13 protein-coding genes and 1 tRNA gene are annotated in these 13754 nt (G+C 66.7%); 6 read left to right on the forward strand and 8 right to left on the reverse strand.

The genetic code is table 11. From position 1 onward, the window contains the following. Positions 1-2: 2 nt before the first annotated feature. Both ACQ450_RS15400 and ACQ450_RS15405 read right to left on the reverse strand, forming a co-directional pair. Positions 3-1631: a hypothetical protein gene (locus ACQ450_RS15400; protein WP_431469931.1), complete on the reverse strand. Its 1629-nt coding sequence runs from the start codon at positions 1629-1631 to the stop codon at positions 3-5. A 192-nt stretch (positions 1632-1823) separates the two neighbouring features. Continuing rightward, positions 1824-2867, reverse strand: coding sequence for an IS1595 family transposase (locus ACQ450_RS15405; RefSeq protein ID WP_431469932.1), 1044 nt, complete (start codon positions 2865-2867; stop codon positions 1824-1826). Between the two features lie 106 nt (positions 2868-2973). On the opposite strand from ACQ450_RS15405, the gene ACQ450_RS15410 reads away from it, so the two are divergent. Beyond that, positions 2974-3300 (forward strand): DUF6471 domain-containing protein, encoded by a 327-nt coding sequence (locus tag ACQ450_RS15410; RefSeq protein WP_431469933.1) that lies wholly within the window; start codon positions 2974-2976, stop codon positions 3298-3300. Positions 3301-3430: 130 nt separating this feature from the next. Here the strand turns inward: ACQ450_RS15410 and ACQ450_RS15415 are convergent. Together ACQ450_RS15415 and ACQ450_RS15420 are read right to left on the reverse strand one after the other, a co-directional pair. Further along, positions 3431-3507, reverse strand: a tRNA-Pro gene (locus ACQ450_RS15415). Positions 3508-3595: 88 nt separating this feature from the next. Continuing rightward, complete coding sequence (locus tag ACQ450_RS15420) at positions 3596-4900, reverse strand: FAD-dependent oxidoreductase (RefSeq protein ID WP_431469934.1); 1305 nt, start codon at positions 4898-4900, stop codon at positions 3596-3598. A 458-nt stretch (positions 4901-5358) separates the two neighbouring features. Here ACQ450_RS15420 and ACQ450_RS15425 point away from each other — a divergent pair, with 458 nt between their 5' ends. Then, positions 5359-6261, forward strand: a complete 903-nt coding sequence (locus ACQ450_RS15425; protein ID WP_431469935.1) for an HpcH/HpaI aldolase/citrate lyase family protein — start codon at positions 5359-5361, stop codon at positions 6259-6261. A 7-nt stretch (positions 6262-6268) separates the two neighbouring features. On the opposite strand, the gene ACQ450_RS15430 is transcribed toward ACQ450_RS15425, so the two are convergent. After that, positions 6269-7861 (reverse strand): family 43 glycosylhydrolase, encoded by a 1593-nt coding sequence (locus ACQ450_RS15430; RefSeq protein ID WP_431469936.1) that lies wholly within the window; start codon positions 7859-7861, stop codon positions 6269-6271. 158 nt (positions 7862-8019) lie between these two features. On the opposite strand from ACQ450_RS15430, the gene ACQ450_RS15435 reads away from it, so the two are divergent. Continuing rightward, a complete protein-coding gene (locus tag ACQ450_RS15435) occupies positions 8020-8187 on the forward strand; it encodes a hypothetical protein (RefSeq protein ID WP_431469937.1) in 168 nt (55 codons plus the stop codon). 13 nt (positions 8188-8200) lie between these two features. Here ACQ450_RS15435 and ACQ450_RS15440 read toward each other — a convergent pair whose 3' ends face one another. Further along, a complete protein-coding gene (locus ACQ450_RS15440) occupies positions 8201-9475 on the reverse strand; it encodes an MFS transporter (RefSeq protein ID WP_431471242.1) in 1275 nt (424 codons plus the stop codon). Positions 9476-9600: 125 nt separating this feature from the next. On the opposite strand from ACQ450_RS15440, the gene pgsA reads away from it, so the two are divergent. From pgsA to ACQ450_RS15455, 3 genes are read left to right on the forward strand one after another with little or no spacing between them, the layout of a single operon-like run. Beyond that, positions 9601-10161, forward strand: a complete 561-nt coding sequence (pgsA, locus tag ACQ450_RS15445; protein WP_431469938.1) for a CDP-diacylglycerol--glycerol-3-phosphate 3-phosphatidyltransferase — start codon at positions 9601-9603, stop codon at positions 10159-10161. After that, the gene (gene moaD, locus ACQ450_RS15450; RefSeq protein WP_431469939.1) at positions 10161-10418 is read left to right on the forward strand and encodes a molybdopterin converting factor subunit 1; all 258 of its coding nucleotides are present in this window, start codon (positions 10161-10163) and stop codon (positions 10416-10418) included. The genes pgsA and moaD overlap by 1 nt, the downstream gene beginning before the upstream one ends. Further along, positions 10415-10852, forward strand: coding sequence for a molybdenum cofactor biosynthesis protein MoaE (locus ACQ450_RS15455; RefSeq protein ID WP_188054577.1), 438 nt, complete (start codon positions 10415-10417; stop codon positions 10850-10852). The genes moaD and ACQ450_RS15455 overlap by 4 nt, the downstream gene beginning before the upstream one ends. Positions 10853-10942: 90 nt before the next feature. Here the strand turns inward: ACQ450_RS15455 and ACQ450_RS15460 are convergent, their stop codons facing one another. Both ACQ450_RS15460 and ahpF read right to left on the reverse strand, forming a co-directional pair. After that, the gene (locus tag ACQ450_RS15460; protein ID WP_431471243.1) at positions 10943-11854 is read right to left on the reverse strand and encodes a hydrogen peroxide-inducible genes activator; all 912 of its coding nucleotides are present in this window, start codon (positions 11852-11854) and stop codon (positions 10943-10945) included. A gap of 289 nt (positions 11855-12143) precedes the next feature. Then, positions 12144-13727: an alkyl hydroperoxide reductase subunit F gene (ahpF, locus tag ACQ450_RS15465; protein ID WP_431469940.1), complete on the reverse strand. Its 1584-nt coding sequence runs from the start codon at positions 13725-13727 to the stop codon at positions 12144-12146. Positions 13728-13754: the final 27 nt, after the last annotated feature.

The raw sequence follows: 13754 nt of genomic DNA on the forward strand, positions 1-13754 counted from the left end.
CGTCACTCGCCCCAGGCTGCTACGCTGGTCAAGGCTTCGCGCTCACATTCATCGAGCTTGGGGAAGTCGTCCAGCAAGCGCGCCATATCGGCGCGATCCAGCCCGTATGCCTTCGCCACAGCTATCTCGAGCCGATGTTCGGCCGCGACACCCCCGTCATTCATGGCTTCGCGCGCTAGGGAAGACAGACAATCGACGAGACGGGCGTCGAGCGTAGGCACGCGAGCTTGTCGGACCACACCCAGCGACATGTGACCAGTCGTCAGCCGCGCACGGACCTGCGCCTCCAGAACGAACGACGACAACAGTGCATGGAGCGCGACGGTGCGGTCGAGATCGCCATCCCTGTAGCACGCCACGTGCAGGGAATTGCCAGCCACCCATCCCGCCGGGATAACGGTTCCGATCATGCGGCGCTTCGAGGTAGCGCGAGCGACATCGCGCCAGACGGCCCGAGGCATGGCAGCGGAATGAAAACCACCGCAGAGTGCGGGACGAACGGACATCGTGGGCTTATCGACGACGTTGTGCCGCCCGATCATGCGACCCTTGATGAATGGGTGGCTTGAGCCAGCGACCACCTTCTCGGAAATCCGGGTTTCGTCGAGTTCACGACCAAGCCAGAGGTCCGTTGCGCCATCACCTTCGAGCGACTGTAGCGTCGACATCCCTACGAACCGGTCGGCTAGTTCGTCGGCCCCCGAAGGACGCCCAGTCGGGATCGTCCACCCGCGTGCCTCCATCACCGACGTGTTGAGCACGACAGTATAATCGTCTGCCGGAAGACGATCAGCGTCGAACGACCGAACGCGTCCAGTCGCCGATACGCGCCCGCCAACGCGCATGGTCAGGGCAACTACCGACTGATCCACCCGATCGAACAGGCGTGCCTCAGCTGGGTAGGCCGCAGCGTCCACGAGCGTGTTCGATCCGAAAGCCTTGCGGCGCATCGGGGCGGAAGACTGATCGCCCATGATGGTGGCAGGAAGGATGACGCCGACGACGCCTCCTTTCCGAGCGATGGCCAGACACAGATCCCAGCCACATCGGGCGAGATTGGTGCCCCAACCGCCCCAGGCCCCTTCGGCACGCGCCTCGGGAAAACGATTATCAAGGACCCGCGAGGCGGCGCGCAGATCATCCTTATAACGCTCTACACCCGCAGCGGAGAGGTGCTTGATCTCTCGGCTATCCGGCTTCAGCAGTTCCCAGGGTGGGTTGGTGATGACCAGGTCGAAGCGTGGCGAAAGGTCGCTCGCGAACGTATCGCCCACGATTACGATCGTCTCGACGTTCATGCCCAGGCGTCGCGCGACTGCGTCCACGCGATCGCCTGCAGTCTTGGCTGCGGCCACCTCCCGATCACGCAATTCGATGGTCCATGGCAGCTTCGCGAGCTTCGGGCTTTTGGCCGCCACCGACAGCAGGGCCATGGCAAGACGACCGTCGCCACAGAAAGGGTCGGTCGCGACAACACGGGTCAGCGCGGCGGTCTTCAGCGCGGAGATCATCTGCTCCGCGAGGTCGTCCGCCAGTTGAGCAGGCGTGTAGAAGCGCCCGGCAACCCTTTCGGCGAGGGTCTTGCCGTTGTAGGCGTGCTCGCCAACCATGTGGCTTGCGAGATCAAGCACCGGGACTGGCCGATCGCTGCGCTTGCGCACGCATGAAAAACTGGATCATCGACATCATCGTCCCTCTTCCGGCTGCGATGCCGCACGTCCCGATTCTAGGATGGTCGGGAACGAATCGACAACAAGAATTCTGATCGCTTGATCGATTTCGGGTTCCTCTTGCCCGCTGGCGGGGCGCGTTCCTCTTCATGATCAATTGACCCAACCCGCAAAAGGGTTGTCGTCGGTGCCGCGCCACAGGTTGGCGGCACCGAACTGGTAGTATCCGCCGAACGTGCGCGACGGCGGTGCCTGCATGATGCATTCCAGCGCACGCTCGAGCTTGGCCCGATCGTCGAGCTCGCGGTTGTTCTCCCGCCAGACGCCGTCGCACGCGTAATAGGCTAGATACTTGCCCGAGATGTGGTGGTGGGTGCCGACCTCGAACCGGCGGAGACGGGAGAACAGGCTTTCCATCTGGTTCGTGTTGATGAAGCCGTCCCTCTGATATTCCTCGGAATGGTTGACCTGAAGTACCTTGTGCGAGGCGAGCAGGTTGTCCCACTGGCCCTCGTCCGAATAGACGGTGGAACTGCGGTCGAGGCGCTCGCGCAGCCAGGGAATGGATTGCCATTCCTGTTCAAAGACGCGGGCGATTGCACGTCCATGACGCCCGCGCTCACGGGCGCCGACGACGACCAAGCGCTTGCCATTCAGGTTTGCCTTCAACCGGCGGTCGACGCGGTTGATCTTCCGGTTTTCGGGCTTGATGTAGCCGCCAAACCAGGCACCATCTATCTCGACCTCACCTTCCAGCGTGATCTCGTCGATGCAGTGCTTCAGGCCGTCACGGAATTTCTGCTGGAGCAGGTAGGCCGTCTTGTACTGAATCCCGACGTCCTTCATCAAAGTGCTGGTCGCGTTTCCCTTCGATCCGAGGATGAAGGTCCGCAGCGCCTTGAGAATGGTCGTCAACGGCAGCTTGGTATGGTGGAAGCCCGACCCGCTCGTGATGCTAAACTGCTTGTGGCAGCCCTTGCATTTCCAGCGTTGCTGATTCTCCAGCCACCAGTGGTCGAGGCCCTTGCATTCCTTGTTCGGGCAGACCGGCTCACCCCCCGTTTCTGGCCAGCGCATCAACCGGAAGAGGCGCTCTACGTCGGCCTTGCCCATCGCATACAGGTCGTCGAGCGTGAACGTGCGGTTCCGCTTCGCCTGTGTGTGATGTTGTGGCCGTTGCCGGCCGGCGCTTGCCATTGAAGACGTGTTTCCGCTACTGAACGTCGCATATATGCTACTTCAGCGCGGCTTAGGCAAGCAGAAAGACGCATATCCGCTACCTTAGGCATCGGAAACGCGACGAATGGCTGACGAATCGAGGATTACCGACGCAGACTGGGAATCAGTGGCGAAGAATCTGCTGCGAGGGCAGTTGATGACGAAGGGTCTGTCTTACGCGAAGCTGGCGGAGGCGATGGCCGGCATCGGTGTCGAGGAGACGGAGGTAAGCATCAAGAACAAGGTGGGCCGCGGCCGCTTCACCTTCATGTTCTTCCTGCAGGCTATGACGGCGATCGGCACGAGCAGAATCCTGCTGCCGACACTGGCCGAACTGGAGCAGGGGCATGGCGTCGGCCAAGGCGGCGCCCAGACGTTCGCGAAGAAAGTAAGTCCCTCAGACGCCGCCTGACCGAACGTAAGCCCATAACCTCACGCGTTCCCCTTGACACGTTACGACATGGTTCGTGCTGGGTCTGGCTTCGCCAGTCCTCAGCTTCCACCATGCCGACTGGTTAAGCTGCTACACTATACCGGAAATTTGGTCGGGGAGAGAGGATTCGAACCTCCGGCCCCTGCCTCCCGAAGGCAGTGCTCTACCAGGCTGAGCTACTCCCCGACCGTACTGGCCGAGGCCAGCGGACGACAGAGGCGGCTCTATACGGAGGGCTTTCGGGGAGTTCAAGCGGCGTTTCGCATCCCGCGCATCATGAGGTGCGCGCGTCCAGCATGCGTTCGATCGTCGTGAACTTCTCGCGTGGGGCGCCTGCGCGCGCGGCGGCGATCTCGGCGGTGTCGATCTTCTGCCAGTCGCGGAAGGTGACGAGGTCGACCCCGCGTTCGGCGAGCAGCGAATCGAGGCCCGGGCGACCCGGCTTGCCGCTGTCGCCCGGCATGTCTGCGGCGATCTTCTCGGCGATCGCGAAGCCGTCTGGCCGGTTGGTGCCGATCGTGCCGGTCGGGCCGCGCCGCGCCCAGCCGACGGCATAGAGACCGGGCAATACCCGCCCTTCGTCATTGGCGAAGCGGCCGGCGCGATCGTCATAGGGGACGCCCTCGATCGGTGGCGTGCGATAGCCGATGCAGCTCACGACGAGCGATGCGGGGATCGGATAGGTTTCGCCGGTGCCCTGCGCCCGGCCGCTGGCGTCGAGCCGCGTGCGCTCGACGAGCACGCGCTCGGCGCGATCTTCGCCTTCGATCGCAACCGGCTGGGCGAAGAAATCGAAGACAATGCGGATCGGCTTGTTTGCGTCTGCGCCTCCGGCCGCGAATGCGCGCAGATGACCGACGGACTTGCGCTGGCCCGGATCGAGTGCTGCGTCGGCGTCCGGCGGCGGCAGATCGGCCGAGTCGACGATCGGCGCGGCGCGGGCGAGCTCGCCCAGTTCGCCGAGCTCCTTGGGAGTCATCGCGATCTGATGCGGACCGCGGCGGCCGAGGATGGTGATCGTCTCGATCCCGGAGCCGCGGAGCTCGGCGAGCGCATGGGCAACGATATCGGCTCCCTCGAACTCGCTTTCGTCCTTGGCAAGGATGCGCGCGACATCGAGCGCGACATTGCCGTTGCCGATCACGACTGCCCCTGGGCCTTCGAGCGGCGGCGCGAGATCGGCGAAGTCCGGATGGCCGTTGTACCAGCCGACGAACGCCGCCGATCCGACCACGCCGGGCAGGGCGGCTCCCGGAACGTCGAGCGGACGGTCGTTGGGGGCGCCGGTCGCCAGCACTACCGCGTCGTAGAGGCCGCGCAGTTCCTCGACGCTCACGTCGGCGCCGATCGTGACGTTGCCGACGAAGCGGACGCTGTCGGTGAGGGCGACCTTCTCATAGCGTCGCGAAACGCCCTTGATCGACTGGTGATCGGGCGCGACGCCGGAGCGGATCAGGCCGAAGGGGACGGGCAGGCGATCGAGGATATCGACCCGGCACGATTCGCCGAATTGCTTCTGACAGGCCTCGGCGGTGTAATAGCCGGCGGGGCCGGATCCGATCACGGCAATATGGCGCATGGGCTCTTCTCCGGGCAGCGGATGCAGCGTCGATGGACGGCGGCGGGAATGGCGGATTTGCGTCGAAGGTCACACAAAGGTCGCACCTCAACGCGCGTGCACGCCCCCGCGCGCAGGCGAGGATCGCGATGCGCGACCCGATGCGCGGCCCGTCCGGGCGGCGACACCGAGGTGCGGGGGGCGAAGTGCGCCATGCGCAGGAGCTTGGCAGATTCGCGGCGTGTAGGACAGGGGCGGCGCGCCGCGGCGGAGTCCCGGTCAGCAGGCGCCATCGCCGCGATCCTGGCGCCTTCCGCGCCAATCGTGCAGCGCCCGGCAGCTCGACAAGGCGGTTGTCGCGCCCGGAGGTGAGCGACTAAGCCGGGAAAACACTGAGGGGAGAGCATGGCGATGGACGCTTCGGGCTTCGACTGGATTCAGGACGGCGGCGCATCTCGCCGCGGCGCGGGCGGTCGGGCATGAGCGGACGGCCACCCCTGCGCTCGCTGCTGTTCATTCCGGGCGACAGCGAGAAGAAGCTGGCGAAGGTCGACGGCTGTGGCGCCGACGCCGTGATCCTCGACCTCGAGGATGCGGTCGCACCGGCGAACAAGCCCGCCGCGCGGCGGCTGGTCGCCGAATTCCTCGCGGCGCGGCCGCGCGAAGGGCGCTCGCCGCAGATCTGGGTGCGGGTCAATCCGTTCGATACCGGGCTGACGCTCGAGGATCTGGCGGCGGTCGCGGGCGGCGCGCCCGACGGGATCATGCAGCCGAAGACCGACGGCCCGGCGGACGTGGCGCGGCTTTCGCATTATCTCGACGCGTTCGAGGCGGCGAGCGGCACCGCCGCCGGATCGACCGGGATCATTCCGGTGGCGACCGAAACGGCGCGCGCGCCCTTCCACCTCGGCGCGTTCGCCACGGCTGGGCTCGCGCGGCTCGCCGGGCTGACCTGGGGGGCGGAGGATCTGGCCGCGGCGGTGGGCGCGAGCACCAATCGCGGCGCCGACGGCGAATGGGCCTTCACCTACAAGATGGCGCGCTCGCTGTGCCTGCTCGCGGCGCACGCCGCCGGCGTGCCGGCGATCGAGACGCTGCATGCCGATTTTCGCGACGAGGAGGGGCTGCGCGCATCGTGCCGCGCCGCGCGCAGCGAAGGCTTCACCGGGCGGCTCGCGATCCACCCGGCCCAAGTCGCCGCGATCAACGAGAGCTTCCTGCCATCCGAAGCGGAAATCGCCTTTGCGCGGCGGGTGCAGGCGGCGTTTGCCGCCGCGCCGGGGACCGGGACGGTGGGGCTCGACGGCAAGATGCTCGACATTCCGCACCTGAAGGCGGCGCAGCGGGTGCTGGCGCAGGCCGAGGCGTTCGGCGTCGGCTGAGCCGCGGCTAGAGCGCGCGGAAGCTGAAGTTGCGGAACCGCGCCGTGCCCTCGCCGGCCGAATAGAGGCCCGGCCGCAGCATCAGGAATCCGCCGCGAACATTGTGGTGGTAGCCCGAGACTTCCATGCCGCGATCGAAGCGGCGCCAGGTCCGGCCGCCGTCCCCGCTGGTGTCATATGTGACGATGTGGCGATCGTTGGTGACTCGAATCCGCATCGCGCGCCCGTGCGGGTTCGCGGGTCGGGCGCGCTCGATGCCATATTGGTGCGTGACGAAGCGCGCGCTGTCGAAGCCCAGCCCGCAATAGAGCCTGTCGTCGTAGAACAGGATCAGCCCGGCGACGCCGCCCGGATCGATTTCGATGTCGCATTCGAAGCAATAGCCGAGATCGCCCGCGACCAGCAGCAGCGGAGACGAACTGCTCGGCGCCGTCCCGCGCGCCGCGAGGTGCAGCGTGTTGTCGGCGATGCCGATGCGACTGCGCTCGTCCGCGGCGGGGCGGAAGAAATTCCATTTGGTACCGAGCGCGAGCGTGGCGAAATCGTCCGACAGCGGCTGGCCGTGCGGAACGGGCATGCCGCCCGCAGGCTTGGCGATCGGCTGCGACAGGTCGCCGCCGGTCATGCGGAACCAGCCGTCGGGCGTCCATTCGATCGGATCGAGCAACGTCTGCCGTCCCAACGTCCAGAAGCCGTTCTCATAGCCGTGATAGACCGACCACCAGCCGCCGTCCGGCCCCTCGACCAGCGTGGCATGGCCGCGCGACCACCAGCGCTCGTCGACGCAGGTGGTGCGGACCAGCGGGTTGTGCGGGCAATGTTCCCACGGGCCGTGCAGCGATCGTGCGCGTGCGGCGATCACCATATGGCCGGTTGGCGGCCCGGCAGTCCCGCCGACGGCAGTGATCAGATAAAAATAGTCGCCGTGGCGCGTGATCTTCGGCCCCTCGGGCGCGAAGCCCTCGACCACCCAATCGGCCGGATAGCGCCAGGGGTCATAGACATGTTCGACCGGACCGGCGGTGGCCAGGCCGTCGGGGGTGAGCGGCACGCGATCGCCGCCCGACAGGAAGAGCCAGCGCGACCCGTCCTCGGCGACGGCGTGGCCCGGATCGATATGGTCGGGCAGATGCAGGTCGATGGGATCGCTCCACGGGCCGCGGATATCGTCGGCCCAGGCGACATAGCTCGACCGGTAGCTGGCGGTGCGCGCCGGGATGTAGAGGAAATAGCGGCCGTCATGCTTGCAGAGTTCGGGCGCCCAGACCGAACCGATGTCCTTCGTCAGCGCCGCCGTGACCGGTTGCCAGTTCACCAGGTCGCGCGAGTGCCAGATGACCAGGCCGGGATAGGATTCGAAGGTGGAGAAGGTCATGTAATAATCGGCGCCGTCCTTCAGGATCGAAGGATCGGGATGGTCGCCCGACATCAGCGGATTGAGGAAGGTGCCGTCGCCGCGATCGGCGACCCGCTGATTATCGAAGCCGCGGCGCCACTGCGGCGATTCCGCGAGGCACTCCTCGGGAGCGCGGGCGAAGGCGGGGAAGGGCATGCCGGCGGCGATGGCGGCCAGCAGCGCGTCGCGGCGATGCAGCTTCATGACACCGGTTTCTCGCACGGTTCTCGGGGCACGCCAAGCCACCAAAGGTGCTGCGCCGCAGCACGTTTCGCGCGATGCGATGCTGTCCCGATGCTGAACAGCGGTTAACCATGGTTGGGGGTGGCGCGAACCGTAAACGAACCCTTAACCTTGCGGGCATGCAGCACCAGCTTCGCCTCGCCGATCAGCGCCACGGGCATCCGTTCCGTGCGACGCTGCGCACCGCCGCCCTCGAGCGCCGCCGCGCGGCGGAAGACAGCGACGTCAAGCTGTTCGCGCTCAGCTTCACTGCCTTCTTCGTCTGCTTCTACACCTTCATCGCCTGAAGGCGGCTGCCGCTCAGCTGTGCGGCACGGCCCCCGCGCGGTGGAGCAGCCAAGCCGACCAGGCCGAGGCGAGGCACAGCGCGAAGATCACCCACATCGCGCCGAGCACGCTCAGCCCCAGCTGAGTCGCGCCGTAGATGCCGACCGAACCCGCCACCATCGCGCCCGAACTGACGATGTTGTTCGCCGCCACCGTGCGCGACGTCTGTGATTTTTCGACCGTGGTGGTGAGGAAGGCATAGAGCGGCACGACGAACATGCCGCCGGTGATCGCGATCATCCCCAGATCGAGCAGGATGCGCCAGGTGCTGGGCAGCGCGAGAAACGCGCCGGTGTTGAGCAGCGGCCCGGCGCGCTCGGGCCAGCCGCTGGCGGCGAAATAGAAATCGGCGACGAATCCTGCCATCACCAGCACCGAGACGGTGCCGTAGCGCGCCGAAACCTCGCCCTTGAGCAGCCGGTTGATGATCACCGATCCGATCGCGATGCCGACCGAGAAGATGGCGAGGAACACGCTCGCCACATCCTTCTGCGCGTGGAAGACGTTCTTCACCAGCGGCGGAAACAGCACGCCGAGGATTGCGGCGATGCTCCAGAAGATGCTCATCGCCAGGATCGCGAGCGCGACGCGCCGGATCCGCATCACCGCGCCGACCAGCCGGATCGAGGCGCGGACGATGTTGTAATCGACCTTCAATGTCGTCAGCGGCGGCGCGGGCGGGATCTTGAGCGACGCCAGCCAGCCCGCGATGGCGATCAGCAGCACGGCGACCGCGGCGACATGCGCGCTCAGCAGCCCGCCGGCGATGGTGCCGCCCAGGATCGCGATATAGGTGCCCGCTTCCACCAGCCCGGTGCCGCCGAGCACTTCCTCGTCCGCCAGATGCTGCGGCAGCACCGAATATTTGATCGGTCCGAAAAAGGCCGAATGGACTCCCATGCCGAACAGCGCGAGCAGCATCAGCTCGATATGCGCGGTGAAGATGCCGATCGCGCCCACGGCCATGATGCCGATCTCGGCGGCCTTGATGATCCGCATGATCCGCGCCTTGTCATATCCGTCGGCGAACTGGCCGGCGAGCGCGGAGAACAGGAAATAGGGCAGGATGAAGATGCCCGTCGCGATCGCGCTGAACCGGGTCTCCGCTTCGATCGAATTGTAAATCTGATAGGTGGCGAAGAAGACGAGCGCGTTCTTGAACAGATTGTCGTTGAACGCGCCCAGCGACTGGGCGACGAACAAGGGCAGAAACCGCCGCTTCGTGAGCAGCCCGACGAACTGGATCATGCGGAGAAGCGGCCCTTCGTCCCACCGGCAGGAAACCGGCCCATAGCCGAGCCCGGCGCGGCGCTTCAATCGGTTAATCGCCTCGCCCCTTCCCGTGGCGCGGCACGGAGTGGTAGGACAGGCGCATGTGGAGCCTGCCCAACATCCTCACCCTTTCGCGAATCGTGCTGCTGCCGCTGCTCATCTGGCTGCTGTGGTGGCCGGAATGGCAGGGCGGGTTCGCGGCCGCCTTCGCGCTCTATGTGCTGCTGGCGGTCACCGACTATGTCGACGGGGTGCTCGCCCGCGCGCGCGGCATAGCCTCGAAGCTCGGCGCGTTCCTCGATCCGATCGCCGACAAGATCATGGTGGCCGGCGTGCTGCTGATGCTGGTTGCGCACGACTTCATCTTCGGCGTGCACGTGATCGCCGCGATCCTGATCCTCATGCGCGAGATCCTGGTGTCGGGACTGCGCGAGTTCCTGGGCGGACTGCCCCAGTCGGTCGCGCTGCCGGTGTCGAAGCTCGCCAAGTGGAAGACGATGGTGCAGATGGTGGCGCTCGGCGCGCTGATCCTGGCGGGCGCGCTGCCTGACGTGCCGGCGGTGCTCACGCTGGGGCTGGCGGCGCTGTGGGGCGCGGCGCTGCTGACGACGATCACCGGCTGGGACTATCTGCGGGTCGGCCTGCGCCATATGGACACCTGATGCCGGTCACGATCCTCTACTTCGCCTGGGTGCGCGAGGCGGTCGGGACCGGCGAGGAGCAGGTCGAGGTGTCGGAGGCGGTGCGGACCGTCGCTGACCTGATCGACTGGCTGGCGGCGCGAAGCGATGGCCATGCGCAGGCGATGAAGGAGCCGGCACGGCTGCGCGCCGCGCTGGACCAGCGGTTCGTGCCGCTCGACACGCCGCTGGGCGATGCGCGCGAAGTGGCGCTCTTTCCGCCGGTGACGGGCGGATGATCCGAGTTTCGGTCCAGCCCGCGCCGATCGAACTCGCGGTCGAAGTGGCGGCGCTCGAGGAGCGCGGGGCCGGCGGCGTCGCGACCTTCACCGGCGTGGTGCGAGGCGACGACGGAGTCACCGAACTGTTGCTCGAACATTATCCGGGCATGACCGAGGCGGCGCTGGTCGCGCTGGCCGAGCAGGCGACGCAGCGCTGGGGCCTGCTCGGCGTCACACTCGTCCACCGCATCGGCGCGATGGCGCCGGACGACCGGATCGTCTTCGTCGGCACCGCCGCGGCGCATCGCCGCGAAGCACTTGAGGCGTGCGCCTATCTGATCGACCGGCTCAAGACCGACGCCCCCTTCTGGAAGCGCGAGCGCCGCGGCGGCGACACGCGCTGGGTGGAGGCGCGGACAAGCGACGCGGAGGCCGCCGAACGATGGCGGTGACCGTGGCGGTGGGGCGGCTCACCCGTGCTGCCGCGAACGGCGTGCAGGACGAGCGCCTCGCGCGGCCGGTGTGACGCCCGATTGACTGGGTCAGCGGCGCTCGCTTGCCCCCAGCACCTCCGCGAGCAGCCGGAAATCGCGCTCTCTGGGGCTCGCCTTGCGCCATACCAGCGCGATCTTGCGGGCGGGGTTGTCCGCCTCCAGCGGGCGGGCAGTGACTCGCGTGTTGTCGAGGATGCCGGCATCGACCGCCATCTGCGGCAGCATGGTGACGCCCAGGCCATTGTCGACCATCTGGACCATCGTGTGCAGCGAGGTGCCGAGCATCGTCGCCTCGGCCCGCAGCTCGGGCCGGTTGCACGCGGCGAGCGCGTGATCCTTGAGGCAGTGGCCGTCCTCGAGCAGCAGCAGCCGCCCCTCGGCGATCTGTGAGGGATCGATCGCCGAGGGCGTCGGCGGCGGGATCTCGCCCTCGGGAAAGGCGACATAGAGCCGATCCTCGAACAGCAGCTGCGTTTCCACTTCGCCACACGCATAGGGCAGCGCCAGAAGCACGCAATCGGTGCGCCCCTGGTGCAGGCTCTCGCAGGCGTGGTGGCTCGTTTCCTCGCGCAGGAACAGCTTGAGGTCCGGATAGTCGGTGCGCAGCCGCGGCAGGATTCGCGGCAGCAGGAACGGTGCGATGGTGGGGATCACGCTCATCCGCATCTCGCCCGATAGCGGGTGGCCCGCAGCGCGGGCGAGATCGCCCAGCTCGTCAGCCTCGCGCAGTACCTTGCGCGCCTTGGCGACGATCTGTTCGCCCAGCGGCGTGAAGCGGACGACGCGGCGGGTGCGCTCGACCAGCGTGACGCCGATCAGCGTCTCGAGCTCGCGAATTCCCGCCGACAGAGTCGATTGGGTGACGAAACACGCCTCGGCCGCCCGGCCGAAATGGCCGGAATCGTGCAGCGCCACCAGATATTGGAGCTGCTTGAGCGTCGGAAGATAGGTCGCGGCCAGTGATCGTCTCCGTCGATTACCGGGGATCACATAGGGCGTTTTCGCGCATGAGGAAGGGGTGGGGCCTTCGGCCGGAGCCTTTCGGGGGGCGGGCCCTTTCGGACGGCGCCCCTGGGCGGGTGGGCCCCCTTCGAGACGGAACCTCCGCCGTGCTCGATCTCCTCCTCAGGGGGAACGGATGGGGGCGCAGGTTTTCCGATCCGCTGGAGTGTACGTTCGGGGGCCGCGGGTCGCAGGGCCCGAGGGGCGGCCGCCTGCCCGAGGAGAGGGGAGGCAGGCGGCCTTGGGGTCAGGCTGCTTCGAGTTGCTGGGCTTCCTCGGGCAGCCGGATCAGATAGTCGAACGCCGAGAGCGCCGCAGTGGATCCCGCGCCCATCGCGATCACGATCTGCTTGTACGGCACGGTGGTGGCGTCGCCCGCGGCGAAGATGCCGGGCTGGCTCGTCTCGCCGCGATGATCGATCTCGATCTCGCCATGCGGCGTCAGCGCCACCGCGCCCTTCAGCCACTCGGTGTTCGGCACCAGCCCGATCTGGACGAAGATGCCTTCCAGCTCGACCTGGTGCAGGCTGCCGTCATTGCGGTCCTTGTAGGTGAGGCCGGTCACCTTGTCGCCGTCGCCCAGCACTTCGGTGGTCAGCGCCGACGTGATGATCTTGACGTTGGGCAGGCTGGCGAGCTTGCGCTGGAGCACTGCGTCGGCGCGCAGATCGCTGGCATATTCGATCAGCGTGACGTGCGCGACGATGCCGGCCAGGTCGATCGCCGCTTCGACGCCCGAATTGCCGCCGCCGATCACCGCGACTCGCTTGCCCTTGTAGAAGGGGCCGTCGCAATGCGGGCAATAGGCCACGCCCTTGTTCTTGTACGCGTCCTCGCCGGGCACGTTCATCTGGCGCCAGCGCGCGCCGGTCGACAGGATCAGCGTGCGCGCCTTCAGCGAGGCGCCGTTCTTCAGCTTCACTTCGTGCAGCCCGCCCTCCGCGCGCGCGGGGACCAGCGCCTCGGCGGTCTGCAGGTTCATCACGTCGACGTCATATTCCTTGACGTGCTGCTCGAGATGCGCGGCGAGCTTGGGCCCTTCGGTGTGCGGGACCGAAATGAAATTCTCGATCGCCATGGTGTCGAGCACCTGGCCGCCGAACCGCTCGGCGATCACGCCGGTGCGGATGCCCTTGCGGGCGGAATAGATGGCGGCAGAGGCGCCTGCGGGGCCGCCGCCGACGACGAGCACGTCGAAGGCGTCCTTCGCGGCGATCTTCTCGGCGGCCTTGGCTTCGGCGCCGGTGTCGAGCTTCGCGACGATCTGTTCGAGGTCCATGCGGCCCTGGGCGAAGGGTTCGCCGTCGAGGAAGATCTGCGGCACCGACATCACCTTGCGGCGATCGACCTCTTCCTTGAACAGCGCGCCGTCGATCGCGGTGTGCGTGATGCGCGGGTTGAGCACTGCCATCAGGTTCAGCGCCTGCACCACATCGGGGCAGTTCTGGCACGACAGCGAGAAATAGGTTTCGAACGCATAGTCGCCGTCGAGAGCCCGCACCGCTTCGATCACGTCCTGCGATGCCTTGGACGGATGTCCGCCGACCTGGAGCAGCGCCAGCACCAGCGAGGTGAATTCATGCCCCATCGGCAGCCCGGCGAAGCGGACCGCGACCTCATGCGCGCCAGCGCGGCGGATCAGGAAGCTGGGGGTGCGTTCGTCGGCGCCCTCGACGACCTCGATCAGGTCGGAAAGCGCGGCGATCTCGTTCAGGAGGTCGCGCATCTCGCGGCTCTTCGCGCCGTCGTCCAGGCTGGCGACGAGCTCGATCGGCTGCTTCAGATTGCCGAGATAGGTCTTGAGCTGCTGCGTCAGATTGGCGTCGAGCATGGCGGAACTCCTGTTTTTCTATTCTGT

Source organism: Sphingosinithalassobacter sp. LHW66-3, from assembly GCF_050703275.1.
Taxonomy (GTDB): domain Bacteria; phylum Pseudomonadota; class Alphaproteobacteria; order Sphingomonadales; family Sphingomonadaceae; genus Sphingomonas.